Origin of the sequence: Bradyrhizobium sp. ISRA464 (genome assembly GCF_029910095.1) — a bacterium.
GTDB lineage: Bacteria > Pseudomonadota > Alphaproteobacteria > Rhizobiales > Xanthobacteraceae > Bradyrhizobium.
The window spans coordinates 6,830,910-6,856,075 of record NZ_CP094526.1; the positions used below are offsets into that span (position 1 = coordinate 6,830,910).

The window sequence follows — 25,166 nt, forward strand, 5'->3', positions numbered from 1 at the left end:
TCTTCCTGCCGGGTCGTCCCCGAAGATGGACCTGATCAGCATCTGACAGCTTCTCGGCAGTCTGCACGGGGCCTGTCTTCCCGGTGCAGGCGCGGTGAGTAAGGAGGCGCTTGACGATGGCGGCCGTACCGCGCGGATCGTAGTTCGAGCTTTTCTCGACAGCAGACCCTGCCCACTCCGTTTCACGACGAGCGTCACCGCTGGCACCGCGCCGCCCCTGCAACCGCGTCGAATCTGGCAGATCACGTCCGGCACGATCGGCCAGGCAAGTGCGCCTTGCGCGAGATGCTTGCACCCCAGCCGCGGCACAGCGCGCCGCATACGACGTGGCGAGCCATGTGACGTTGCTGCTGAGCCGCTTGTGACGTTCGTGCGTGGCGCCGGACGAGCAAGCCGTCTGCGGCCGCTTCCCTCGACATTTGATGCTGTTAGTCAAGCGCTGGACGCGGGACTGCGCCGAACCGAGGACCGACTTGATATAAACGACGTTATGCATGTTTTCTCCAGCTGTTGCGCGGGTGCAGGAACGACCCATTGGCCACCACCTTCCGGCCAAGCCCGGCCTCGACCGCGTCAAAGGCGATTTCGAACGCAAGCTTTGGTCCGCAAACTGATGCGGCGCGAGCGGCGAGCAGTGAAAGAAACGTCATTGATCTTCCTTAACTCTCTTCGGACCTTGCCAAGTCTGTAGCGTCGGCGTCGATAACAGACTGCCGGACAGCAAGCGCCATACCAGTTGCGAGGCCGCCGAAAATCATGTGTCAAAGCAACCGCTTGAGGCTGATTGGACGGCGTAGTCACGATCGCCGACACGACGCCTCCGGACATCGGTCCGGAATGTGACAGCACCGCCTTGTATTTCGCCGCGCAGCCGATCCGGATGAAAGCGAAGACGACGTAACACGCCGAAACAACGCCCATTGAGGGCAGCGACGTGATGCCCAGGACTACTTCAGTGCACTCAGCGGCACGAATGCCGCCGGCTTCTTCGGTTCGACGACTGCATCCTTCAACACCTTGAAGACCCGCTGCTCGATCGGCGATGACGCCACAAAATCGGCGTAGGCCCGCTCCAGCATCGCCTTGCAACGCTCCGTCACCTCCGCCTCCGCGACCCCAGCGAATTGTTCCTTGGCGAGATATTGCCCCATGCGCCTTAAGACATGCAGGCGCGCGACATTGAGGATCTTGGGGTCGTAGGGAACGCCGAGCAGTGCAAAAAAGTCTTCCGCCGAGGAGGCTTCGTCGAGTCGATCCAGGATGCTGCCTGTTCCCTGTGCGCCGTTCATCGAAAAATCTCCGTCGGGTTGGGCCGCCGGTGGCTCGTTGAAATCCGGCAAAGCCTGATGCTCTCGATACAGTCGCTCCTCGCGCAGGCGCTAGATATCGCTCGACCACGCCTGTAAAAGTTCGAATAAATGGACCGGAATGGCGATGACATCGCCGGCAGGAGTCGTGATCAGCTGACAGTAACGCTCGAGGTGAGCAGGCCGGAAATGACCGCCTTGCGGCCGCAGGCATGTCAGAAGATCGCGCACAGTGGCGTCGCGTTGAGCATGCGCGATGGCCGGAGAATTTGCATTGACCCGCGCCTTTGCCGCCCGTCGAGGGAGGGATCCTCTCGACGTCCGGGCCGAGTACGACGCAGCCTTTCGAGGCTCGGCGGCACCTGTCGGTTGCCTTGGCCGGTGGACCGCCACAGGACCAAAAGCTCTGGAGTCCACGGAGCGCGCCGCGCAAGCACGAGCGGACGGCTGCACTATTTTCGCCGATCAACGAGATCGAAGACTGCGCTCGGCGTGCGGCGGCTTTTTCGAAGCGTTCGCAAGCGACAATGCTGGACATCGCCGCCTCAAGGGTGTTCGCAGACGTCGCGCCAGATGGAAATCACCGTCTCGCGCTGAACCGGCAGTTTGTGCGCGATGGCATGCTTTTGCACGCGCGAAAGTATCTGCCTTGCTTGATCGGCGTTGGCTGCAAGCTGCAATTCGTCGAGCAGCAAGGTGATTGCCGAAAGCCCGGAATGCTTTCCGATCGCAAAGCGGTTGGAGCGACCGAACAGGTGGGGATCAAGCGACTGATAGGTGCGTTGATCCTTCAACAGGCCATCGACATGAATACCTGATTCATGAGTGAACACGTGCTCACCCACGATCGCCTTATTCAGCGGAATCGTACGCGCCGCCGCGGCCGCGACCACGGTCGCGACGTTCTCGAGTTCCGACAGAATGATGCCGGTCTCGACTCCGTAGAGCTGTTGAAGTGCCACCGCGACTTCCTCCAGCGGGGCATTTCCGGCCCGCTCGCCCAGTCCGATGACGGTCACCGAGGCATGGCTCGCGCCGCCCTTGATGGCTGCAAGCGTATTTGCGGTCGCAAGCCCGAGATCATCGTGGCCGTGAAATTCGAGCTCAAGATTCGCGGCCGCGCGTAGCTCCCCGACCAGGGCATAGGTGGAATCGGGATCGAGCACACTGAGCGTATCGGCAATACGAAATCGCCGCGCACCCGCGGCTTCTGCGGCTGCGATCAGCCGCTTGAGAAATTCGATATCGGCGCGGGAGGCGTCCTCTCCGCCGACCGCGACCTCAAGCCCCCGCTCACGGGCGTAACCCACCACCTGCTTCACCCGTTCGAGCGCCAGCTGGCGACTGCCGCCGATCTTGGCGGCGATCTGCACATCGGAGGCCGGGATCGACATATTGACCATGGACAGCTTTGCCTCGATCGCCGCGTCGACATCGGCTTCACGCATCCGGCACCAGCCAATCGTGGTCAGCGGAAGAGCCGCCTCGACAATGGTGCGGATGGCAGCAATCTCCTCACCGCCCATGGCGGGCGTTCCTGCCTCGAGCTCCGTGACTCCTGCCCGCGCCAGCGCCTGCGCGATCGCGAGCTTCTCATCCGCGCTGAACGCAACGCCAGGCGCCTGTTCGCCGTCGCGCAGGGTCGTGTCATTGAGCACGATCGGCGTGGCCCGCGTCATCTCGGACCAGGAAGGTTTGGCAGTGGCAGCGATCACGACAACTCCTTACCGTGTTTGATCAAGCAGCGTTTCAGCAACCGCCATGCCACGCCGCCCTCTCCTCAAGTCATTGACAACTCAACCCTTTCCTAGTGAGCCGAGTGTCGCAAACGCGACAGCGTTACAATGTCGACGCCTCAATTCAATTCTTGTCACGCTGAGCTCGAGCTAACGCGGCTTGCGTGGGTGGAGAAATCGCCTGGAACACCAGACTTGTGCGTGCCCTAAGTGGGCTTGAGATCAGGGAGCCGCCCGCAGCAAAACGTCGCGTCGGCGTTCGGCCATCCGGCTCTCGCCGCTTTCATCGCCAAAGCAGACACTGAAGTCGTTGCATTGTGTGCATATCGGCGTCGTGCACATCAGGAGGCCATCATCTTCGCACAGCATGCGATAGAAGAAGCGCTTCCATCGCATATTGTTGATATTGCGCGCGGCGAGCGGCGCGAAATGGCGGTTGAGGAGCCGAGAGAGCTCGCCACGATTGCGCAATCCAAGATCCTCCCACAGGTGGTTTGGCTCTATGGCGCGGCGCGCGATCATTGCAGCCAGCCAGCGGCCGATATCTCCGTTCGTCGATCGTTGCGCGAGCAGAAGGTCACGCACCATTGCGATCTCGTCGGCCCCGTCGCACTCAAAGTTCGAGATCGGCTCCTCGACTTCGATCTGGATTGACGGGAAGTATTGATCGAGCACGGCAGCAAGTTCGTGGCACGACAGGCCAGCCTTCTCGGCAAGTAGACCACCATCCATCGTGGCAACGGACAGAATCGATGCCAGCACATGACGATCGAAATCTCTGTCGCTGGTAATGTCGGCGTCTGCGGGCGCCACTCCAGTGAGCAGGCGGTAGGCGGCCATTCCCGTATGAAGGTCCTCGCTCGCGTCGGTCGTCCCGCCGGCCGAGAACGGAAGCGTTTGCGTTTCGAACATGATGGTTTCTCCACAGCGGCCAAACATGCCACGCCGCGTCCTCATCCCGGAGACGGGTCTTCCGCCAGAATGCCGATCTCCCGGGGATGGGGGTTCGGGAGACCGGCATCCGCTCGCGTGCCCTTACGAGGCCACGAGTCGCAGCCTTTTACGAGGCCGCGAGTTCGGCGGCGGTCTTGCCAATGATGGATTCGTCAACCGGCTTCATAATGCCGTGCTCCATCAGCATATCCTCGAGCTCGTCCATCGAGATTGGAGTCGGGATGATGCCTTTACCGCCATTGTTGTGGACCCTGGTCGCGAGGTTGCGATAATGATCGGCCTGCTTGGAATCGGGCGCATACTCCAGCACCGTCATGCGGCGCAGCTCCGCGTGCTGTACGATGTTGTCGCGCGGTACGAAATAGATCAGCGTGGTTCCCAGCTTCTTGGCCAGCGCCTCTGCCAACTCCAGCTCCTTATCGGTCTGTCGTTCGTTGCAGACCAGGCCCCCGAGCCGCACACCGCCGGAATTGGCATATTTGAGGATTCCTTTGGAGATGTTGTTGGCGGCGTACATCGCCATCATCTCACCGGACATCACGATATAGATTTCTTGTGCCTTGTTTTCGCGGATCGGCATCGCAAAGCCGCCACAGACGACGTCGCCGAGCACATCGTAGGACACGTAGTCGATGCCCTCATAGGCACCGTTCTCCTCCAGGAAGTTGATCGAGGTAATGACGCCGCGCCCCGCGCAGCCCACACCTGGCTCGGGCCCGCCTGACTCGACGCAGCGAATGTCCTTGTAGCCAATCTTCATGACGTCCTCGAGTTCGAGGTCCTCCACACTTCCGGCGCTGGCTGCGAGGCTCAAGATGGTGTCCTGAGCCTTGGCGTGAAGGATCAAGCGGGTCGAGTCCGCTTTAGGGTCACAGCCCACAATCAGGATCTTGTGACCCATCTCAGCCAGCGCTGCCAGCGTATTCTGCGAAGTCGTCGACTTGCCGATGCCGCCCTTGCCGTAGAATGCGATTTGTCTCAGTGAAGACATGTTGCTCTCCATCAACCGATTTGCCGAACGTTGCGCGCTGTTTTGCGCGCGAGCTTGTTTCTCTCTCAGAAACGGGGCACACGGGTCCAAGGGAAGGAGAGCATCGCTCGTCTTGCGCGTCGGCGTGCACTCAGCCCTCACTCAGTGGTGCTGCATCGCAGTAGCAACCGTCGTGCCAGTGCCTACCGACGTTTGTAAGCTCCTGATTTGGTTCGACAATCGTCACAAGAGCGCAGCAGAGCTCGGGTGTTTTGGACATGACAGGATTCGGTGGCCTGTCAGAAATCGAACAGAACATCCGAGTACCAAGCTGCAACACGCGCCTGCCTTCAGCAGTTCGATGTCCCCATCTGTGGAACGAAACTTGCGGATCGCCCTGCAAACCACCTCGGCAGGTCCGAGGAGCGCGATCATGCAAGTCTGGCCGGACACGCTGATCGAGCCGCTAACCATGCAAGCCGCCCGTAGACCAGGACGAGCGTTCTCAAACCCGCCAGCGTCCCTTTGATCGTTCCCAACGTGCACGAACAGGCCACCATGGCGACAATCATTTTCTATCAAAAGCCCGGCTGCTCCACCAATGCGCGCCAGATGCAGGCGTTGAGGGCGGCAGGACACGACGTGATCGCCAAGGATATTTTGAATGAGCCGTGGTGCACGCAGACACTGCGTCGCTTCTTCGGGGATATGCCGGTCGCTTCCTGGTTCAACCGTGCCGCCCCGCGGATCAAGTCGGGAGAAATCGATCCGGGCACCTGCGACGCGGCGAGCGCACTCGCGCTGATGCTGGACGATCCATTGCTGATCCGGCGCCCGCTGATTGAGGCCGGCAGCGCCAGATGTGCAGGATTCAACCAGGCGCTCGCGCGAGCGCTCCTGGGGCAGGCTATCCCAGACGAACTCGATCGATGCTCGCGCAAAGAAGCCGACCCGTCCTGTCCGCGGATGCCGATCGATCACAGCAATCGACCAACCGCGGCGCGAGGTCAAGACGATAGCCCCTCTGATGCTTCATGAAGCTACAAGGAGAGAGGCTCGCGCTGGGACGGTCGCGGGGTGAGAGACACTATCCAGAATGCAGGAGACGACGGTCTTCCCGCTCCCGGATTTCGTACCGCGCATATCGGATCTCGCGCAAGCACTCGACACAACAGGCGCTGTGCAAGATCGATTTGGTGCGTACATGACCATGGGCTCGACGACGCAATTGCGAAGTGACTAGTTCGATTTGATCCGCATCAAATCCTTCGCCACCTCGTTCATGTGAGAGAGCATCGTGCGATTCCTCGCGCTGAGTTCGAGAACGGAGAGTCTGATGAGAACGACAACAATCTTGATGATTACCGCATCACCGCTCGTGCTTGCGGCATGGCTTGGTGGAATGACCACGCCACTACGCGCAGCGGATCTGGCGCCAGCGCCAGCGCCGGTTTATTTCAAAGCGCCCCCACAAGCTGAGCCGTTCAATCCGTGGATGCTCCGCTTGCGCCTACTCGGCGTGTTGCCGGACACCCGGGGCAGCTCGGTAAATGTTATCGGCGTTTCGCCCCTGTCCTCGCCGAGTTCCGGGCTCTCGATCAGCGATCAAGCCATCCCTGAGCTCGACATCACCTACTTCTTCACTCCGAACGTCGCCGCCGAACTGATTCTCGGTGTAAGCCGGCATCACATCAGTGGCGACGGTGCGCTCAATGGGCTCAACATCGGCAAGGCCTCGCTGCTGCCGCCGACGCTGACCCTGCAGTATCACTTCACGGACTTCGGCGCCTTCAAGCCGTATATCGGCGCTGGCATCAATTACACCCTATTTTTCAACCAAACGGCAGCTAATACGCCGTTCGCCGGCCTGACCGTGACGGATTTGCACATCAACAACCAGGTCGGCCCAGCAGTCCAGTTCGGCTTCGATTACATGTTGGACCGTCATTGGGGCATCAACGTTGACGCGAAGAAACTATGGCTACGGCCGGAATATTCGGCGACCGTCAACGGCGTAATTCCCGTCACCGGGCGCGTCAACATCGACCCGTGGTTCGTCAGCGGCGGCATCACATACAAGTTCTGAGGCGCGGCACGATCCGAGAAGAAGCAAACCGATTCACTTAACAGCGGGATCGAGCGCGATGACGATCAAAGCATCATCCCGCTCGGTGCCCGAAGTCGAGCACAGCGCAGCATCCGCTCTAGCCGCGAGCGATCGGCGGCTCCGAAATGAAGTGCGCGGAGGCTATCAGTCAGGCTTGGGAGTGATCAGGTCACTTTCTGATTCCGGCGCGTGCAGAACATCCGCCCTGACATCAGATCAGTGCGGCGGCAACATGGCTGACTTCATCCACAGATGAAGCGCGGCAAGCAGGGGAACATCCATCTCATCTCATCGAAGATTGCGATGAAATCGACGGTCACGCCTGCAAAGTGGAGAGCACGGCCCGTCCGCGCGGCGGTCTTGAATGGGAATGTGAGGCTCCCCTCGCCGTCCAACCAGGGAGGGGAGTCCAATGATCCGGAGTTGCCTGACCTTCGATGGATAAACCGGGCCGACAGTCCGCGCCGCCGAGCGAGCCTCCAGCTACCGTTTCAACGCCATCACGAGACGATCGACACGATGGCCTCGCTTGAGATGGGACTCTACGATTTCGTCAATGTCTTCAGGCGTGGTCGCACGATACCAGACGCCGTCGGGATAGACCACCATCAAGGGACCGGCGCTGCAAAAGCCGAGGCAGCTCGTTGCCGTGAAACCGATATCGGTGAGACCTTGGGTTTCGATCGACTTGACCATCCTATCCCACAGGGCTTGCGCACCTGAGGTGACGCAGCTGCCGTGCGGATGAGTGGGCGGACGCTCGGTGTGGCAGGCGAAGACATGATGCCTATAGAGCTGAGGAAGTTCGAACTTGGTTTCTGCGTTCATACGCCTGCCCGTGATCAGTTCGCTTGATCTGAAGAAATTGTGGGTCGAAGCCCATGCCGCTCGACGCAATTTCGTATTGATCGTCGCATAGACGATCCGATGCGGCAGGCGGTCTTTTCAGCCCGCGAAGAAACGCGGACGGTCCGAATGCTAGAACAATTGTCGACGGGCGAGCGATCAGTCACGGACGCCTCCACCGTCTGGAACGGCGTTCCTGATCAAGGTTACAACGTCTCGTCCTGTCATTACTTGCTTCCGCTTCGTCTGTTTCATCGCCCCGCCTTCTCTATGCAAGCTCCGCACCAAGACACGAGGTGTACTTCTGCGGCGATCGCCCTCGGTTTGCCGGATTGCAACTATCGACCATTGTCAGATTTGCGACAGCAATGTTGTCTTTCGCTGGACATCGCGCACATCGAGCGCCGATTTCGCACTCACGTTTCAGGCTTCCAACGCCTGATCCAGGTCAGCCAAAACGCTCGCTCCTTCTCTATGAGCCGGCCCCTGCAACAGCATCTGACGGGATCGGAAAACGATCCTCGTGATTGTCGTCCTCTCCATAAGGCCTGCGGCTACCACGACATGCCCCAGAAAGACGCTTGCCGCCACTTCACCGCGAACATGCGCACGCGCTGGCTTAAGGTGCCAAGGTCACTCAGCCATCGGCGCGGGACGCCGAGACCGACGACGGCAATCGCAGTCACGCGCTAATCCGTCACAGGAGCACACGCTGTGGCACCGTAATTGCAGTGCGCTTGATGGAGGACGTCACCATATGACAACGCTGGATGTTAGTCAGCCTGATTTCTCTGCCAAACCGACGACGAGGAGGCCTGATCCATCAGATCGAGCCATGTCCCGGCGTGACGGCAGGCATCGGGCCGACAATGCCCGGTTACCTCATCTGTGGCGAGATATCGAAGCCGACGCTGAAATGCGGACAGCGAAGTCGACGGCATCAAAAACATCGATATCTGGTTTGTCTTCGATTCATTCCGGGACACAGCGCGTCAATAAGTCCACTTCAAACCTTTGTGGCGGATCTCATGAGCTCGGCATTCAATCTTGCGAGGCGAGCATAACAATGATCGAAGCCACGGCCCGCGACGGACATAGCCTTTTCACCGATCGCGCCGATCGCGACGGTGCATTTACGAAGGATTCGTACTTTGCAGGGTTATTCCCCGTATCGCCGCAGGTGCAGCCGTCGCGTCACTTTCCCAAGGATCTACGATACAGGATCGTCATTTCACGCCCCCAACGGTCCTGTTAGTCTGGGCCTCCCATTCTCCCTGCCCCAGACGGTGCCCTCGGTGGGACTCCAAGGCCGCCGAGGGCATTTCTTTTTTCGTCGAAGTCATTCCTATCCGTCACAAACAAGGATTGAATTCGGGCCAGCCAGTCCATTCGGGATAACGCTTAGCCGCCTCCTTGGTGCCGCCGATATCGTCCCGGTGCATGATGCGAATGAGTTCGCTTCGTTCACTCCATCTGCGAGCCAGGCGTCGATCAGCCGGCCGATCCTTGCGAGGCCGCCAAATGCGCTCGACGATCGGAACATGGCTGGCCCGACCGTTGCGGCTTGGGCATTCTGCCCACACGACTTGCGCCGGCGCACGCGGGTCCCCTTTGGCTTTCATGGCATCACAAGCAGTTCCGCGGGTAGACTTGGGTCGATAATGACAAGACGGGTGGCTCCATCCGCTGGTCACACAACGCGTGAACGACCTGATCAACGGTCGAGAGATCGCGCCGGCTAATCCGGATGGATCGCAATAGCCATGGTTTCATCGCTGTCTTCGAGCCAATCGGAAGGCCGATTGTCCTCCAGCAGCTTGACGCCACACAGACAGACTTCGCCCTCCTTCACGGTGATCGCGATCGGCTCGAGGAGGCGTCCATTACAGGGGCCGTCGATGCAATAGCCGCTGTCGATCTCGAAGATCGCTCCATGCCGGCCGCATCTAAGAAAAGAGCGGTCCGCTGAGAAAAATTCGCCACCGCCGACGTTGAGCCAGACCCCGTCATGTGGGCAGCGATTGATATAACCGAAAAAGTCATTGTCAAACGTCCGCACGACGACAATTGGGAATGGCCGGCTCTCACCGCCGCCGTCGATCCGGGCCAGGCTAAACCCCTTGGCACCGCCCCGCTCAATGGCGCCGGCAGGACAGACGGCAAACAGGTCGATCTCGCGAGCCGCCATATCGTCGCTGATCCCTTATCGCCGCCTCACAGCTTCCAGTCTGAAGGCATCGACCGCAGTTCGCGGCAACCGAAATAGCCCGCAGCCGCGAGCGAGCGGCCGATAGGCATGGCCTGCGCGCGCGTTGAGAACATTGAACCACTGGTTTGGCGTGAGCTTCGCGGGGCGCTCACTGATCTGCGCCACCGTCCCGTCTGGGGCGAATCGGACGTGAATGATGACCTGTTGCGCGTTCATACTCGTTCCTTTTTTTGGTCGAATTTCGAGGCTTGAGACGAACGCTCAGGAGATTGGTCCCTGACACCCTGGGCTTCGAAGCGCTGAGCGTCGCGTCGAACAGCGGGCTCGAAGCGGCATCTACGCTGCGTTCGCGCTTGCCATTGTCCTCGCGCCCGACCTTTGAGCGCCTCCTGAGCTCTTCCCCACGCCCCGTTGGAGCCGACCTGCTCCGCCCTCGCAATTTGCCTCACGTGGCATTCTCCGCGCCAGGCAACAGATGCGCAGCAATCGACCCCGCCGTCTTGGGCAATGGCAAATCGGTGATCATCATTCGATGCTTGCCCAGCCTGGTTTATGAGATGGCGGCTAGCTCAGTAGATGGCCGCGCCAGCGCCTACATTGACCGATGCATCCTTCATCGTCTCCACGATAAACTCGATCTGTTTGTTCGAGAGATGAGTGTGAAATGGCAGAGCCACGGCGCGATCGGCAATTTTTTCCGTAACCGGGAAATCACCCCGTCGATAGCCGAGATCAAGATAGTGAGGCTGCAAATGTAACGGATGGCTGTAGGCGACAGCTTCGACCTGCTCGACGCGCAAATCGTCGACAATGGCATCGCGGCTCGATCGCGTAAAGCGCGTCCCGAGATGAACCAAATACAGAAACCAGTTCACCTCGGTCGCATCGGGGCCGATATAGGGCGGCTTGATGCCCTCAAACGATTGCATATGCGCATTGTAGAGCTGCTCGATCAGCCGCCGCCGCTCCAGAATTTCCGCAAGGCGCTTGAGCTGCGCAAGTCCTAAGGCCGCTGTGAGATCGCTCATGCCTGCCTGGTAGGGCGGCGCGCTTCCGACGACGACGGAGAAGCGCTCATCTGCTCCATGGGCGCGGTGGCGACGCAGGCTAACGGCGAAGTCGATGTCGTCGGTGACCACCATTCCGCCTTCGCCACAACTCAGTGCCGACGGCTGAGCAAAGTCGAAAACGGCGACGTCGCCAAAGCATCCGACAAGTTCGCCCCTATATCTTGATCCAATCGCCTCGGTGGAATCCTCCAAAAGAAGCAGCCGGCGGCGCTGCGCGATTGCGCGCAGCTCCGACCAGGGTGCCGGATGGCCATTTGGATTCCCAGCGATGATCGCTCGCGTGTTGAGCGTGATTCGCTCTTCGAGTTTCGCCGGGACCAACGCTCCGGACCAATAGTCAATATCAGCAAACACCGCTCGCGCGCCTGCGAGACTGACCGCATGGACCGTCTCGCGAAACGAGTAGGGCGAGGCGATCACCTCCTGCCCTGGCCCGATGCCGAGCGCCTTTAGCGCAAGCAGAAGACCGATAGTGCCGCTCGGCACGGCAACGGCATAGCTGCGGCCAACATAACTCGCAAATGCCTGCTCGAATTCATCGGTGATCGGCCCGTTCGAGAGCCGCGGCGAACACAGCAACGCCTCCACAGCAGAGAGTTCGGCGCTTGTGATATCGGGATCGGACAGCGGAACGAAGGAAACATCCATCCTTGCGTCGGCGGCACAATTATTGTGGTTCTCCGCCAGTCCAATACCGCTCACCGCTCAATATTCCTTCTCGCCAGCAGCATTCCGGTTGCCTTTGCAGGGTCGGCCGTCATGTGAACGCAATGATCGGATCCATCGATGAGATGCAGATCGAAGTCCAAGAAGCGCCGGAATGGCTGCTCCGTCACATCGGACGCGTCACAGCGCATCCAGGCGAGCTTCGGAAAGCGACGGCGCAACGCCTCAAGCGATGCCGCATCGGCGCCAGTCGCCGCAAGCAGCCCTTCGATTTCGGTCAGTTCATCGGCAGCCAGCGCCATTGTAGCTCCTCCATGACGGTCCCCGACCGCATCATTGCCAGAACAATCGCTCGGGATCCGCGTTCAGCTCGTCGATCGCTGACGTCAACCGTTGGAAAATGCTGTAAAATTCCCAGCTCTCTCGCACGTGGTTCTTGAAGAAAAGCTTCCAGACCTCGCTCACGACATCATAATGGACCAGCGCGATATCGATCAGGCCGCCGCCCTTGTCGATATTGTGCGAGCAGCAGGGACTCTCGACGAGATAGCCGCTCCTCACCGGCTTCACATTCGGCATGACGTAGCGATAGCGATTGCGCGTGATCAACGCGCGCTCGATCCGCTTGCGATCGAGTTCGTTCGGGTGAGGAACAAGCCCGGTCTGTGACTTCCGCACTACCGCTGCAGTCATCGCGAAAGTCTCCCCTCAAAGTAGCGCAGTTTCTTCTTCGAGACAGCCGATGACCAGCTGTCCACCACAATCGACAATGTAGATCGGCACATCCGCTTGCGTATGCATGGCGACCCGGATGATGTTTCCGATCCGTCCGGCACTGAGCAGGAGTCCGTCGGCTGGCGCATCGGGAAAAGAATCGTCATTGATGAGGTCGACCGCGGTTTTGACCCGCTGGCCTGATCGATATTTCGGAAGGCCCGTCTCCGTCATGATCCGCTCTTTTTCGGCAGCGCCAGATGATCAGACGCCTCGCGCATGCCGACCGGATCGAGCTCCTTGCGCTTCATACCGACGCGGTAGCCGGTTTCAAGAAATTCGACTCCGTAGATATAGAATTGCTGGAGGAACGTGCCGATGGAAACGACGTAACCAACCTCGCCTTTCTTGGCCAGGAGAGCGCCGATGTCCTTGCCGGGATAGGTGCCATCATTGCGGATATTGCGGTTGGCCCGCACCTTGTCGCCGAAATTGAAGGCCGGGGGCCCGTCCAGCTCAACCACGTCACTGTCGCGAGCGATGTTGCTCATGCTCGCCATCCTTGTGGGCTGATGGACGAGACGGTCAACCGAGCGCGGGCGACCTCCTGCACCATGCTATCCTCGTCTTTGACAAGATCTGCCAACTCGTCGGCCGCAATGCGGCTCGCTACTTCGTAACGGATACGCCAATCAGGGTCACGCCGCAGCGTGGTCAGGGACTGAGGTGACAGTCGCCGCGCGATCTCGAGCCGGATCGAAGCCTGCGGGTCGTTCACCATGGCCATCAGCCAATCGTATGGAATACGTCGCGCCACCATGCGGCGAACCTCGGTGTCCTCGTCATTCATCAGTGATCCGAGCCGCCACGGCGCAATCCGGTATGCCACGACGCGACGGACGTAATAGTCATCGTCCGACAGCATCGGCACCAGTTCGTCGTCATCAAGCAAAGCCGCGACGCCAATCCTGACCGCGCGATGCGGATCGTTGCGCAGACGCAGGACATAACGTCTGGGCAGCCGCTGCGCCGCGTTCCAGCGCACGGTCTCATCCCCGTCATTGATTAGCCGCAGCAATAGAAAGCGATTGGCGTATCTGGCCACAATCGCTCGCACCTCGAAATACGGGTGGCCAATATAACCGTCGGCGAGCCCCGGGTTCTGCTCGAAGAAGCGATCGATGCGGCGAGCGTACCTGTCGTGGACGCAGGCGTGCGAGGGCTCGCAGCCGCCCCTTTTCTTCAGCGACCGATGAGGGCAGGCGCCGCAATCGATCTCACGCCCGAGCCAGTCGAGGGCATCGCCGATGTCAATCGTCATCGCACTTGCTCATCTGTTCTGGAACGTCCAAGGCAAACGCCGGCGCCGACCTCGCCGGCGGGTTCGAATTCGAGCAGATTTTCGTTGCCACAGCCGTTATTCGGATTGCCGAACACCATCTTCAGCAAAAATCGACAGAAGCGCGTCTCATAGCGATCGAGAGCGCTCGCGGCCGCGCTGACTGTTAACCAACCGTCGGCGCCTGTGTTTCCGCGCTTGATCCGGCGCAGACAGGGCTTTGCGATCTCCAATGCTTGGGTTAACCGAGCCGTGTAGAAACAGACATGGTAACGGACCACGGCATGGTCCGCGGCCAGCGCTTGAGCTTTCAACAGGTAAGTTTCGGCTGTCTCGTCCTGGTAACGTCCAGCCCACCGCAGTTGATCTTCGGCGTCACGCGGCAGGTCGTCACCGTGCTGTGTGTGCATGATCTGCACCCCCTTGCGGCAACATGTCGGGTCGACTGCAATGTTCCGCGTAATCGTCGGCCTTGCTCGTTTATTGGAGCGCTCTCGGCGTCGTTGGGCAGCGGTGCTCCTGGTTCCGATTGACTTGCTACGAACTGCGCCGCCACGTCGATCACATCGGCAGCGACACTGCCGAATAGACAATCGGTCCACGGCCTCGAAGCGCAACTTTTGACCAGCACTGGGCTCGACCAGCACACCCGATCCCGGAGGCCGATGCAGCATCGATGCGCGCGACGAACGCTCTCGAGCGATCGGTTCCCTTGATCCGAACCGAAAGCGGGCTTCTGGGACACCATCAACGCGCCGCACGGAACTTATCGACTGCGCTCCGACGCAGCTTGGCCTGAACTTCATCGTCTCATCCCGTTAACCCGGTGCCTTGTAGCGCGGCAATGACACATCGATCACGCAGGTGTCGTCGACCGGGCAAACCTCGACACATTGCGGATCGTCGAAATAGCCGATGCATTCGGTGCACTTCTTCGGATCTATTGCGAAGATTCCACCTTTCTCGACGATCGCAACGTTCGGGCAAATCGGCTCGCAGGCTGAGCAGCCGGTGCATTGCGAAGCGATGATCTTGAACGGCATCGATAGTTCCCCTACGCCACCGAGGTCATCGCTGAATCTCGCATTGCCGTGCGTGCGACATGCTGGATCTCACCGCTTTGCACCCTGCGGAGATAGGCTTTGAACCAGGCGATCATCGAGGTCTCGATGAACTCATGGGCGTATTGATCGACCGGCTCGATGCCGGCATTGATCAGGCTGTTCTTCGGGCAACCGCCGATCTTCGCGACGAATACCGCATGGCAATCGCCAATGGCGGCGATGATGGGTGCAAGCCTGTCCTGCTCGCCATAACCGGCCTGACAATAGAGATCGACCCTGCGGTGGCCAACGAATTTGGTGCCGGATGTCGAAAGTTCGTACACCTGGAACTCATTGGCATGTCCAAAATGCTGATTGATCAGGCCCGAGCCCTTGGTCGCGACCGCGACCAGAAGCGTGATATCGCTCATCTCGCCAGCCAATTCCATAAGCTCCTCTTGCTTGGCTGCGGCCTTTGCCGCGCGCTGATGCTCGACGTTGGCTTGGTAGGCCTTTCGCGTCTCAAAGTCATATTTGAGCTCCATGGTCATGAGCCTCTCTGCCGTGAACTCGGAGCTGCGATCCTGTCCAAGTAGGCCGACGGCGTCGGCGCGGCATTGGCGACAATGCCGCATCATGTTTATCTCGCCTTCACAAGTGTCCTGCAGTGCCTTCAATTCCTGCGCGGTTGGCCCCCGCTGGCCATTGAGGCCGAATACCGTGCCGTGCTCGGGCGCGGAGATCAGTGGCATGATATTGTGCAGGAAGGCACCGCGCGACTTTACCGCCTTGTTGACCTCGACCAGGTGCTCGTCGTTGACGCCCGGGATCATCACCGAATTGACCTTGCACAGGACGCCTCGTTGCGCGAGCATCTCAAGGCCCTCAAGCTGACGGTCCGCGAGTATCCTCGAGGCTTCGGTCCCGGTGTAGCGCCTATGATTGAAGAATATCCAGGGATAGATTTTCGCACCGATTTTTGGATCGATCATGTTGATCGTGATGGTGACGTGATCGACCTTGCAGCGGACGATTGCGTCGATATGGTCAGGCAGGGCCAGCCCGTTAGTCGACAGGCACAGCTTGATGTCGGGCGCGGTCGTTGCGATCAGGTCGAAGGTCCTGAAGCTCTTTACGGGATTCGCGAGCGCATCGCCGGGACCTGCGATGCCAACCACGGTCAGCTGCGGGATGTTTGCGGCAACCGCGAGCACTTTTCTCGCTGCCTGCTCAGGGCTGATCTTTTCGCTCACCACGCCGGGACGCGATTCATTGGCGCAATCGTATTTGCGATTACAGTAATTGCACTGGATATTGCAGGCTGGCGCGACCGCGACATGCATGCGGGCATAGTGATGATGCGCTTCTTCGCTGTAGCAGGGATGGTTCTTCACCTTTTCCCAGACTTCGCTCGGCAAATCGCCTTGACCCGCATATGAGCCACAGCTCGCCTTGCCTCCGGCCGCCGAGGCGCGGCAGCCCTTATGCTCGCCAGTGGGCAGCATCTTGCTGCTCGTCGCCGGATGATTGGCGCCATTTCCGCCTCCCGCCACTGCCTTCATGTTCGGTTCTCCCCTGCGGGCCGGATCGGCTCCCTGGACCGGCCCAGGCGAGCATAGCGAGGAGTTAGCAACCGGCGTGCCATCGCTGACACGACCGGATCTGTTCTTCACGTCAATGAGTTAGCTGGAGCGATCGGGCTCGTCCGTTTGTAGGACAACGATGATGCACGTGTTGGAAAAACGACAAGCCGAACGATTTGGCGCAGAGCCGGCGTTTGTCAGCACAATCGTCCGCCAAGTGAGTCGCCGAGATTCTCCGGACGCAAGCCCGGCCGTTCGCCCCCGGGGTGCGGGTCGAGCCTCGCCGGCTCCGCTTTGCGAGCGCCTAAAGCACGATGGGTTTGAGCTGACTTCTCATCGCGCTTTAGCGCCTGGTCTAACTATGATCCTTTCGGGAGGACCGCATCACACTTTTCCGGGTCATGCTCTAGCTGATCAATATCTCCACCGCGCGCGGGAGCCCGATCGCGAGTGGTATCAGGTCCTGCTCGACCAGAAAGCGAAGCTCGTTGCGCGTAAGCCTGTCCGGATCGACGATCGCGTAGTGGATGTCGGCCGAACGCTTGGTGATCTGGCGCGCATAGGTACGCAACAGCTGGTCGTTGAAGCGACAGCCAACGAAAAGGAATCTCCTACCGGTCCGCCTTTCCTTGATGATGTCGGGGACCGGCGACTGGATATCGATCTCAGTGAGAACCTCGACGTAATCAGCCTCCGAAATCAGGAAGTTCTTGGCCGGCAGCGCGCCGCCATGCGGCTTGTACAGCACTGTCGTCCAATTGCCGGCTGCGGCACGATCAACCTCTTTGCCCGCTGAATCGCAAAAGCGATACCAGCGGTCCTCGCCTATGCCGCTGCGCACGCCCCCCTGCACCTCACCCCATCCGTCGCGTTTGCCGAGTGCGGCACGCATGGCGCCATCGTACCAAGCATCGACAATCATCGGCACCGACAGAGCCGCAAGATGATGATGCAGGGGCGTCGGATCGACCGGGAGGGCGAACGCCTGCGCCATCAACGCCGTCACCGTGGAACGATGCCTTCTGCTCTCGATGTACTGGGCCGACGCCCAGGCATTGCCCTTGACCCGGCGCGGCACCGCCACCTTGCTGGCAAAGAACGCCGCCAAGGCTTCGGGCGTCATTGGCACTTGGGGAGCGGACAAGGCGGCGAGGTCAGGTCCAAGATAGGGAACGATGCTGCCATCTCTCAAGCTGTCCGCGACGTCGGTGAGAACCGCCTCGGCATCGGCGGCGTTGACATAATCGATTCGCGGGGACGCCCTCATCGGCTGTCCCCGTCCTCCCCACGCTTCCTGGCGTTGATTGTAATCGGCAGCGGCGTGTCGCTCGCCATCTCGGGCAAGTCCAGTACCCAGCCATTGGCTATTTTGATCCAGCCGCCCCAAAGCGTTTCATACTCGGACTCCACGATCGGCTCTTCGAGATCTTTCTTGGGCACGTAGATCGACAGCCCCGCCTCGGGAGAGCGACGGATCATGATTTTCATGAGGTCAGCCTTCTGAATGATGCCGTATCGCTGGCTGGATTGGCGCACGCGCGCGGCATGGCGCGCAACTGGGCCACGATATCAGATAGTACACTCACGACCTGATCGACATCTTCGACGGTCGTTTCACGCGACAGGGAAAAGCGCACTGCGCCGCGCAGGCTCGTCGCCGGCACCCGCATCGCGCGCAGAACATGGGACGGCTCCATCGAGCCGGAATTGCAGGCGGCCCCGAGCGAGGCTGCAATGCCAGCACGATTGAGATGATGGACGATTGCTTCGCCGTCGAGATGTTCAAAGGCGATGTCGGCCGTGTTCGATAGCCGATTGCCGACATCGCCGAGCACCGTGCAGTCGCCACCATGCAAAATGGCCTGTTCCAGACGATCGCGCAATGCGCCAATGCGAACCCGCTCCGGCTCGAGCCGTTCGGCCGCAAGCTCTGCGGCCTTTCCAAGGCCGACAATGCCGGGGACATTCTCAGTTCCGCCGCGGCGCCGTCGCTCCTGCGATCCGCCCCAGATTAGCGGCTTGAACTTCGTACCCTTTCGCAAATAAAGCGCGCCGATGCCCTTGGGACCGTGCAGTTTGTGCGCGGATAGCGACAGCATGTCGATCGCACTGTCCTTGAGATCGATGCGCACCTTGCCAACGGCCTGCACCGCGTCGCAGTGAAACAGCGCACCTGCCTCACGCGCCAACCCAGCCAGAAATTCTACTGGAAAGATCGTACCGGTCTCGTTATTGGCCCACATCACGGACGCAATCGCCGTGCGCGGTCCAACCGCCCGCCGAAACGCCTCGATATCGATTCGGCCGCACGAATCTACGGGGATCACATGCGTCTTGACGCCCCTTGTCGCCAGTTGCTCGACCAGCGCAAGGATCGCGGAATGTTCGACAGAGGTGGTGACAATCTCGTCGCGCCCATCTTGGGTCGCAAGCGCTGAGAGAATGGCAGTATTGTTGGCCTCGGTTCCACCGGAGGTGAATGCGATTTCGTGCTCATGGGCATTTCCTAACAATTGCTGCAAGCTGCGGCGCGCCTGGTTCACGGCGCTTGCGGCCTCGCTGCCAAGGTCATGGCTGGAGGACGCGTTGCCGAACCGTTCGGCGAAGAACGGCAACATTGCTTGGACGACGGATGGATCGGCTCGCGTCGTCGAATTGTTGTCGAGGTAAATGGGCACGCAGGTCTCGCTCAATGGCGCGCGTTGGGCGCGCCGGCGACCGGAATCAGGCGGATCAGCCCACCGAGCTTTTCGACCAGGCGATCCTGAATGCCTTCGAGTGTCGCGCTGGACAATTTGCAGAACACACAGGCACCTGTTAGTCGGACCATGATCCTGTCGCCATCGATATCGATCAGCTCGCAGTCGCCACCGTCGCGCCGCAGACGGGGACGGATCTCCTCGATCACGCCGCGAATAACCAGCTCCCGCTCGGTTTCGGTGGCCGACGGCTGCTTCAGTTGCTCAGGCTCGATCAGCATGATTCGCTTTCTTTTGTGCCATCATCCAAAGGACTTGCCGCAAGAGCAGCTAGACGTCGCATTCGGGTTATCGAATGTGAAGCCGGGGTTCTCGAGCGCCATCACGAAGTCGATTGTCGTGCCGACCAGATGCTGATGGCTCTTATTGTCGACGAACACCCTGAGCCCGTCGCGCTCGATCACGGTGTCATCGGGCCCTGGCGCACCGGCAAGGCCCATCATGTATTTGAACCCCGCGCAGCCGCCCGCCTCGACCATGATGCGCAGGCCGCTTGCCGGCTGCGTCGATGCGGCAATCGCGTTCTTGACCGCATTCACTGCGCTCTCTGTCAGATTGATCACGAGTCACCCCTGGCTGCCGGGAACGGCTGACTGTGGGCTGGCAAGTCGCATGCCAGCACGCACACGCCTGATAACGCTTGCCTTTCTCAATCGCACGCGTTCGCTTTGAGACCTATGTCAGCTTGCTGACATAGCTCATGCGGCCGTCGCGGCACGCTTACGTACTTTCGCAAGATGTTGCGGCGGACAGACGCCACACATGCGGCGGCAAGCAATTTGCATTGCATGTCGCGCCGGCCAAGGCGTCGGTAATTGAGCTTCGACCAAGGACGATTTTAATGACTGCAATCGAGAACACCGCACTCGGCCGACTTGAGAAGGAGGGGCGGCTGCTCAACGCCGTCCTCAAGGACGAAACCAGCAAGCCGGGCCGATTCGGCTTTCGCGGCGACATCGCCCTGAAATTCCAGGTCCAGGTCGCGGACGAGAAGCGGCCGCCAGACTATTCGATCGAGCAGGTTCTGACGATCGCGCAAGAAGGTGAAAGCACGATTCCGGTGCTGGCCGGCTATCTGCATTCCTTCGAATATCTTGCTGACGTCGCAGAGGTCCTTGACGGCGCGCTAAGCCCAGCTGGCAGATACTTTATGTTCTGCAACAACATCGACCTGTTGGCGAAATATCGAACCAAGCTCGGCAATATTACCTTCCACATCCTACCATGCGATGAATCCACCGTCTGGAAGGAGATGATGGACCTGATCGGGATCAACAAGGATGACATCAAGAAGCTCAATACAGGCGGTAAGCTCGATTACCTGCTCGACGCAGCCAAGGATCTCGATGTGTCGTACGAGCAGATCTCCTACGAAGAAGGATTGAAGAGGATGGAGCCCGTGAAAAACCGTAACGAAAACCGGCCGGTCTGAGTACCCAGTCATCGCGAATTGGTTTCAGTCATCGCGAGAGAGGTTGTCCTCGGCAAGGTGCAGCTCTGACGGGGCAGATGCCGCCCTCGCCGAGCGTCGACGCAATCGGGCGCGAGTTCTCTGCCTCTAGACGGGCCTTCGGTGCAGCGGCCGGTTCCGAGCTCGGAGGTCAAGCCGTGCTTACCGCACATAGGACGGATCACGTATGAATCAGAGCGACGCCGTCATGCGGTCATTCGTTGAGATTGGCCAAGCACCTTCTTGCTTCAGCGCACAAATGGCGATGAACCACGACTGCTGGTTGCCATCCTCGCCGACGACCACGAGATGGACGCCCATGACCCGGCGGGTTGGAATGTCATTGAGGCCGCAAATCGCACAGACAGGATTGGCTGGACCTATTGCGCATTCGTCACAAGCCTTTCATCACTCACCGTTCGGTCAGCCCTGCAAGAATCGCCTCTCCTTTCTGCGCGATCTGGGGCATCGCATGCGCAACCGCTAAAAGGCTGCGATGGAGATCAATCCCGCGAGCATGGACGCTTTATCGTCAAGCGTACTTCCTCGGACTTCCGTCCATATTCCGGTTTTTGCCGACTACTTGCTGGATGAGCTGAATACAGCGGTCGTTCGCGGCATACCTGTCATCCCGCTTTTGCCTTAAGTCTTACGTCCGGCCACCGAATTTCAGTGCGGGGCCGAGGGGGGAGTGCATGTCGTCATCGTCTGAAGAACTCCACAACGCGGCGCTCGCCTATCACCGCCTGCCGCGGCCGGGCAAACTCGAAATTCAGGCGATCAAGCCGCTCGCCAATCAGCGCGACCTGGCGCTGGCCTATTCGCCAGGCGTCGCCGCCGCCTGCACCGAGATCGCCACCAACCCGGCCGAGGCCGCCACTCTGACCGCCCGCGCCAATCTGGTGGCGGTGGTGTCGAACGGCACCGCGGTGCTCGGCCTCGGCAATATCGGCCCGCTGGCCTCGAAGCCGGTGATGGAAGGCAAGGCGGTGCTGTTCAAGAAGTTCGCCGGCATCGACGTGTTCGACATCGAGATCAAGGCCGACACCATCGAGCGCGTGGTCGAAACGGTCGCGGCGCTGGAGCCGACCTTCGGCGGCATCAATCTGGAGGACATCCGCGGCCCGGAGTGCTTCGAGATCGAGGCACAGCTCAAGGAGCGCATGAAGATCCCGGTGTTCCATGACGACCAGCACGGCACCGCGATCATCGTCGCGGCCGCGATCGTCAACGGGCTGCTGCTGAACGGCAAGAAGCTTGCCGATGTGAAGATCGTCTGCTCGGGCGCGGGGGCGGCCGCGATCGCAACTCTCAATTTGCTGGTCTCGATGGGCGCGCAGCGCAAGAACATCTGGGTCTGCGATATCGACGGCGTCGTCTATGAGGGCCGCAACACCACGATGGACCGCTGGAAGGCGGTCTATACGCAGACGACCAACGCGCGTGTGCTGGCGGACGTCATTCCCGGCGCCGACATCTTCATCGGCCTGTCGGCACCGGGCGTGCTCAAGCCCGAGATGGTCAAGCAGATGGCGGACCAGCCGCTGGTGATGGCGCTCGCCAATCCGGTGCCGGAGATCATGCCGGACGAGGCGCACCAGGCGCGGCCCGACGCCATGATCTGCACCGGACGGTCGGACTTCCCGAACCAGGTCAACAATGTCCTGTGCTTCCCGTTCATCTTCCGCGGCGCGCTCGATGTCGGCGCCACCGCGATCAACGAGGCGATGAAGCATGCCGCGGTCGATGCGATCGCGCAGCTCGCGCGCGATCCGCCGTCGGACGCCGTGGCCCATGGCTTCGAGAGCACCGAGACCCAGGGGTTCGGCCCGGGCTCGCTGATCCCGAGCCCGTTCGACCCGCGCCTGATCCTGCGCATCGCGCCGGCGGTGGCCAAGGCCGCGATCGAATCCGGCGTGGCGACCCGGCCGATCAAGAACTTCGATGAGTACTGCGCCGAGCTGCAGCGCTATGCGTTCCGCTCCGGCATCACCATGAAGCCGGTGTTCGCCAAGGCGAAGACCCAGCCGGTGCGCGTGATCTACGCCGAAGGCGAGGACGAGCGCGTGCTGCGCGCCACCCAGGTGGTGCTCGAGGAGAAGCTGGCGCGGCCGATCCTGGTCGGACGTCCGTCGGTGGTGGAGACCCGGATCAAGCGCTTCGGCCTGGCGATCAAGGCCGGCCGCGACTTCGACCTGATCAATCCCGAGGACGATCCGCGTTACCGCTCCTATGTGCAGTCCTATATCGACGTCGCCGGCCGGCGCGGCGTGACGCCCGACGCGGCGCGCACGGTGGTCCGCACCAACAACACGGTCATCGCGGCGCTCGCGGTGTCGCGCGGCGAGGCCGATGCGATGCTGTGCGGGGTCGAGGGCCGCTTCATGAGCCATCTGCGCCATGTCCGTGAAATCATCGGCTTCCTGCCGGGGATCAACGACTACGCGGCGCTGTCGCTGATGATCACGACCAAGGGCGCCTATTTCCTCGCCGACACCCAGGTTCGGCCGAATCCCAGCGCCGAGGAACTCGCCGAGGTGGCGTCACTGGCCGCGGTTCACGCCCAGCGCTTCGCCTTCAAGCCCAAGGTCGCCTTCGTCTCGCACTCCGACTTCGGAAGCTACGACACCGACTCGGCGCGCAAGATGCGCCGCGCCACGCAGCTCCTCAAGGACAGGCATCCGGAGATCGAGGCCGACGGCGAGATGCAGGCCGACACCGCGCTCTCGGAGATCGCGCGCAAGGCCGTGCTGCCGCAGTCGCGGCTGGAGGGCGAGGCCAACATCCTGATCATGCCGACGCTGGACGCCGCCAACATCGCCTATCAGACCATCAAGGTGCTGGGGAATGCCTTGCCGGTCGGCCCGATCCTGATCGGACCGGCGCGGCCGGCTCACATCCTCACCCCCGGCGTGACGGCGCGCGATGTGCTCAACATGACGGCGGTCGCCGCGGTTGAGGCCCAGGAGCGCGCCGGTCGCGCAGCCGACGCTGTTTGGCCAAGGGGCTGTTGTTCGAGTATGATCTCCGCTTCGTGCTTGTTGCGAGACAAAACCGCGGCGCACTCTGCGCTGACACGACCTTCGGGTTCAGATCATGCTCGAGACGAAATGGATTCGACTTGAGCGGAACATCCCCTCCTCCTTTACCATCCGTGGCAGTCATCTGGAATTTGCGAGTGCGGTCGCATTCATGCCGGCGACTGCGGCATAGGCGGGAGCGCTCGCCCCTGGTGAGCGCTCCCGCCTTTCCTCCTCAGGCCAGATTCATCCTCTGCAGAAAATACCAAGAAAGATCATCATCAGATGATGATGCCTCACTATCCGTTTCGCTCAGCTCGGCTTCGCTGCTTGCTTCTGTATCGACATCACCGCTTTCCATCTTTGAAAGATACATCTCAGGTTTGCCTGCCCGCTGCCATTTCCCTTCGGAGTTCTTCGTCCATTTATCGCTCTGGTTAGGGTCAAGCACCCAGCAGTTGTTGCCCAGTGGCTCACCCAAGTCACCCAAGTGGACGAAACCCATCTCTGCCAAACGCGGTTCCATACCGGCAAGGGCAGGACGCGACATGACCAACGCGCGCTCGCCGTCAAGCCGAAGTTGATGTTCCAGCAGGATGTCGCCAGCGTTCTCGACGAGCGGATGCGTGATCCTCAAGTCGACGACAGACGTAATCCCCTTTCGCCCCGGAAACTGCTCGCGAAATTGATCAGCCTTGATACGGAATCCACCTTCTGTCCTGAGAAGCCCGACACTTTTGTCTCCCAGCTGATAGCTGAAATATCGCGTCTCATCTCCGTCCTCGTCAGTGCCACCGTACAGCTTAGCAACCGTTGCTGTGCGAACAGCTTTCTTGGATACAAAATCGGAGTACTCTTGTGGATTCTCAGCGATGCTCTTGATGTCATTGCCATGAAAGGCTTTCACCTCTCTTTTCCAGGAACTCCTTTTGATCTCCACGATCGGGGCGCGAGGATCGAGAGAATATGTTGCAGCCGACGACGAACTACCCGGATGCATGCCTGCAAGCGTATCCGCAAAGCGGCCACTATCTGACGACGGACCGGCTTCGTCAGCTTGGCTAGCGCCGGCGGACTGGCTCGATGAGCCAACAATTCGTCCATACATCAGATTCAACTTTCCTGTCGGCATGGTTTCTTGCACCTGAGCCCGTGCCGATCGAGCTCGCCGACAGGGATAGAAGGCCTAGCTTACAATAACCTGACACGATGCCATCAAGTGTCGCGCACATCGGTGCTACTCAATCGCGGCGACGCGGCGATTGGCGGCTGCTCTTTTGACTGAGCGTAGCGGGCGAGACGGCTCCAGGACAACGATATCCGAACATAAGTGCCAGCGCCGATACAGGCAGGCCTCGACACCAGTTGATTTTGAAATGTAACCGGACGCTCT

The 25,166-nt window shown here is 60.2% G+C and carries 24 protein-coding genes and 1 pseudogene; 4 read left to right on the plus strand and 21 right to left on the minus strand.

Annotation, left to right across the window (positions count from 1 at the left end; genetic code table 11):
- Positions 1 to 947: 947 nt before the first annotated feature.
- From nifW to nifH, 4 genes are all read right to left on the minus strand, one after another.
- Complete coding sequence (nifW, locus tag MTX19_RS31740; RefSeq protein WP_280973433.1) at positions 948 to 1,289, minus strand: nitrogenase stabilizing/protective protein NifW; 342 nt, start codon at positions 1,287 to 1,289, stop codon at positions 948 to 950.
- A gap of 563 nt (positions 1,290 to 1,852) precedes the next feature.
- The gene (gene nifV, locus MTX19_RS31745; RefSeq protein ID WP_280984940.1) at positions 1,853 to 2,986 is read right to left on the minus strand and encodes a homocitrate synthase; all 1,134 of its coding nucleotides are present in this window, start codon (positions 2,984 to 2,986) and stop codon (positions 1,853 to 1,855) included.
- A 279-nt stretch (positions 2,987 to 3,265) separates the two neighbouring features.
- A complete protein-coding gene (locus MTX19_RS31750) occupies positions 3,266 to 3,955 on the minus strand; it encodes a nitrogen fixation protein NifQ (RefSeq protein ID WP_280980784.1) in 690 nt (229 codons plus the stop codon).
- A gap of 148 nt (positions 3,956 to 4,103) precedes the next feature.
- On the minus strand, positions 4,104 to 4,988 hold the full coding sequence (gene nifH / locus MTX19_RS31755) for a nitrogenase iron protein (RefSeq protein WP_280978230.1): 885 nt from the start codon (positions 4,986 to 4,988) through the stop codon (positions 4,104 to 4,106).
- Between the two features lie 537 nt (positions 4,989 to 5,525).
- Between nifH and MTX19_RS31760 the strand changes: the two genes are divergently transcribed.
- Together MTX19_RS31760 and MTX19_RS31765 are read left to right on the plus strand one after the other, a co-directional pair.
- Positions 5,526 to 6,005 (plus strand): ArsC/Spx/MgsR family protein, encoded by a 480-nt coding sequence (locus MTX19_RS31760; protein ID WP_280980785.1) that lies wholly within the window; start codon positions 5,526 to 5,528, stop codon positions 6,003 to 6,005.
- A gap of 319 nt (positions 6,006 to 6,324) precedes the next feature.
- Positions 6,325 to 7,053, plus strand: a complete 729-nt coding sequence (locus MTX19_RS31765; protein WP_280978231.1) for an OmpW family outer membrane protein — start codon at positions 6,325 to 6,327, stop codon at positions 7,051 to 7,053.
- A 504-nt stretch (positions 7,054 to 7,557) separates the two neighbouring features.
- Here the strand turns inward: MTX19_RS31765 and MTX19_RS31770 are convergent.
- From MTX19_RS31770 to MTX19_RS31850, 16 genes are all read right to left on the minus strand, one after another.
- Complete coding sequence (locus tag MTX19_RS31770) at positions 7,558 to 7,902, minus strand: (2Fe-2S) ferredoxin domain-containing protein (RefSeq protein ID WP_280980786.1); 345 nt, start codon at positions 7,900 to 7,902, stop codon at positions 7,558 to 7,560.
- 1,756 nt (positions 7,903 to 9,658) lie between these two features.
- Entirely contained in the window at positions 9,659 to 10,108 is a 450-nt protein-coding gene (locus tag MTX19_RS31775; RefSeq protein ID WP_280980787.1) for a Rieske 2Fe-2S domain-containing protein, read from the minus strand.
- Positions 10,109 to 10,698: 590 nt separating this feature from the next.
- On the minus strand, positions 10,699 to 11,847 hold the full coding sequence (locus MTX19_RS31785; protein ID WP_280978232.1) for a DegT/DnrJ/EryC1/StrS family aminotransferase: 1,149 nt from the start codon (positions 11,845 to 11,847) through the stop codon (positions 10,699 to 10,701).
- 50 nt (positions 11,848 to 11,897) lie between these two features.
- Positions 11,898 to 12,167 (minus strand): DUF6129 family protein, encoded by a 270-nt coding sequence (locus MTX19_RS31790; RefSeq protein WP_280980789.1) that lies wholly within the window; start codon positions 12,165 to 12,167, stop codon positions 11,898 to 11,900.
- Positions 12,168 to 12,198: 31 nt separating this feature from the next.
- Complete coding sequence (locus tag MTX19_RS31795; RefSeq protein WP_280973440.1) at positions 12,199 to 12,558, minus strand: DUF3024 domain-containing protein; 360 nt, start codon at positions 12,556 to 12,558, stop codon at positions 12,199 to 12,201.
- Between the two features lie 15 nt (positions 12,559 to 12,573).
- Positions 12,574 to 12,813, minus strand: a complete 240-nt coding sequence (locus MTX19_RS31800) for a nitrogen fixation protein NifZ (RefSeq protein ID WP_280980790.1) — start codon at positions 12,811 to 12,813, stop codon at positions 12,574 to 12,576.
- Positions 12,810 to 13,130, minus strand: coding sequence for a nitrogen fixation protein NifZ (locus MTX19_RS31805; protein ID WP_280984941.1), 321 nt, complete (start codon positions 13,128 to 13,130; stop codon positions 12,810 to 12,812). Before MTX19_RS31805 ends, MTX19_RS31800 begins: the two co-directional genes overlap by 4 nt.
- Positions 13,127 to 13,900: a 4Fe4S-binding leucine-rich repeat protein gene (locus MTX19_RS31810; protein WP_280980791.1), complete on the minus strand. Its 774-nt coding sequence runs from the start codon at positions 13,898 to 13,900 to the stop codon at positions 13,127 to 13,129. Before MTX19_RS31810 ends, MTX19_RS31805 begins: the two co-directional genes overlap by 4 nt.
- A complete protein-coding gene (locus tag MTX19_RS31815) occupies positions 13,897 to 14,328 on the minus strand; it encodes a hypothetical protein (protein WP_280980792.1) in 432 nt (143 codons plus the stop codon). The genes MTX19_RS31810 and MTX19_RS31815 overlap by 4 nt, the downstream gene beginning before the upstream one ends.
- Positions 14,329 to 14,736: 408 nt before the next feature.
- Positions 14,737 to 14,961 carry a 4Fe-4S binding protein gene (locus MTX19_RS31820; protein WP_280973445.1) on the minus strand — a complete coding sequence of 75 codons (225 nt, stop codon included), beginning with the start codon at positions 14,959 to 14,961 and terminating at the stop codon, positions 14,737 to 14,739.
- 11 nt (positions 14,962 to 14,972) lie between these two features.
- Entirely contained in the window at positions 14,973 to 16,466 is a 1,494-nt protein-coding gene (gene nifB, locus MTX19_RS31825; RefSeq protein WP_280984942.1) for a nitrogenase cofactor biosynthesis protein NifB, read from the minus strand.
- Between the two features lie 484 nt (positions 16,467 to 16,950).
- Positions 16,951 to 17,811 (minus strand): SIR2 family protein, encoded by an 861-nt coding sequence (locus tag MTX19_RS31830; RefSeq protein WP_280984943.1) that lies wholly within the window; start codon positions 17,809 to 17,811, stop codon positions 16,951 to 16,953.
- The gene (gene nifT, locus MTX19_RS31835; RefSeq protein WP_280973448.1) at positions 17,808 to 18,032 is read right to left on the minus strand and encodes a putative nitrogen fixation protein NifT; all 225 of its coding nucleotides are present in this window, start codon (positions 18,030 to 18,032) and stop codon (positions 17,808 to 17,810) included. The genes MTX19_RS31830 and nifT overlap by 4 nt, the downstream gene beginning before the upstream one ends.
- Positions 18,029 to 19,237 (minus strand): cysteine desulfurase NifS, encoded by a 1,209-nt coding sequence (nifS, locus tag MTX19_RS31840; protein WP_280973449.1) that lies wholly within the window; start codon positions 19,235 to 19,237, stop codon positions 18,029 to 18,031. The genes nifT and nifS overlap by 4 nt, the downstream gene beginning before the upstream one ends.
- Entirely contained in the window at positions 19,234 to 19,524 is a 291-nt protein-coding gene (locus MTX19_RS31845; RefSeq protein WP_280973450.1) for a NifU family protein, read from the minus strand. Before MTX19_RS31845 ends, nifS begins: the two co-directional genes overlap by 4 nt.
- 21 nt (positions 19,525 to 19,545) lie before the next feature.
- Positions 19,546 to 19,866, minus strand: coding sequence for an iron-sulfur cluster assembly accessory protein (locus MTX19_RS31850; RefSeq protein WP_280973451.1), 321 nt, complete (start codon positions 19,864 to 19,866; stop codon positions 19,546 to 19,548).
- 278 nt (positions 19,867 to 20,144) lie between these two features.
- On the opposite strand from MTX19_RS31850, the gene MTX19_RS31855 reads away from it, so the two are divergent.
- Both MTX19_RS31855 and MTX19_RS31860 read left to right on the plus strand, forming a co-directional pair.
- Positions 20,145 to 20,735: a hypothetical protein gene (locus MTX19_RS31855; protein WP_280978234.1), complete on the plus strand. Its 591-nt coding sequence runs from the start codon at positions 20,145 to 20,147 to the stop codon at positions 20,733 to 20,735.
- 713 nt (positions 20,736 to 21,448) lie between these two features.
- Positions 21,449 to 23,777: pseudogene (locus MTX19_RS31860) on the plus strand (NADP-dependent malic enzyme).
- A gap of 231 nt (positions 23,778 to 24,008) precedes the next feature.
- Here MTX19_RS31860 and MTX19_RS31865 read toward each other — a convergent pair.
- Positions 24,009 to 24,905, minus strand: coding sequence for a host specificity protein (locus MTX19_RS31865; protein WP_280973453.1), 897 nt, complete (start codon positions 24,903 to 24,905; stop codon positions 24,009 to 24,011).
- Positions 24,906 to 25,166 lie beyond the last annotated feature (261 nt).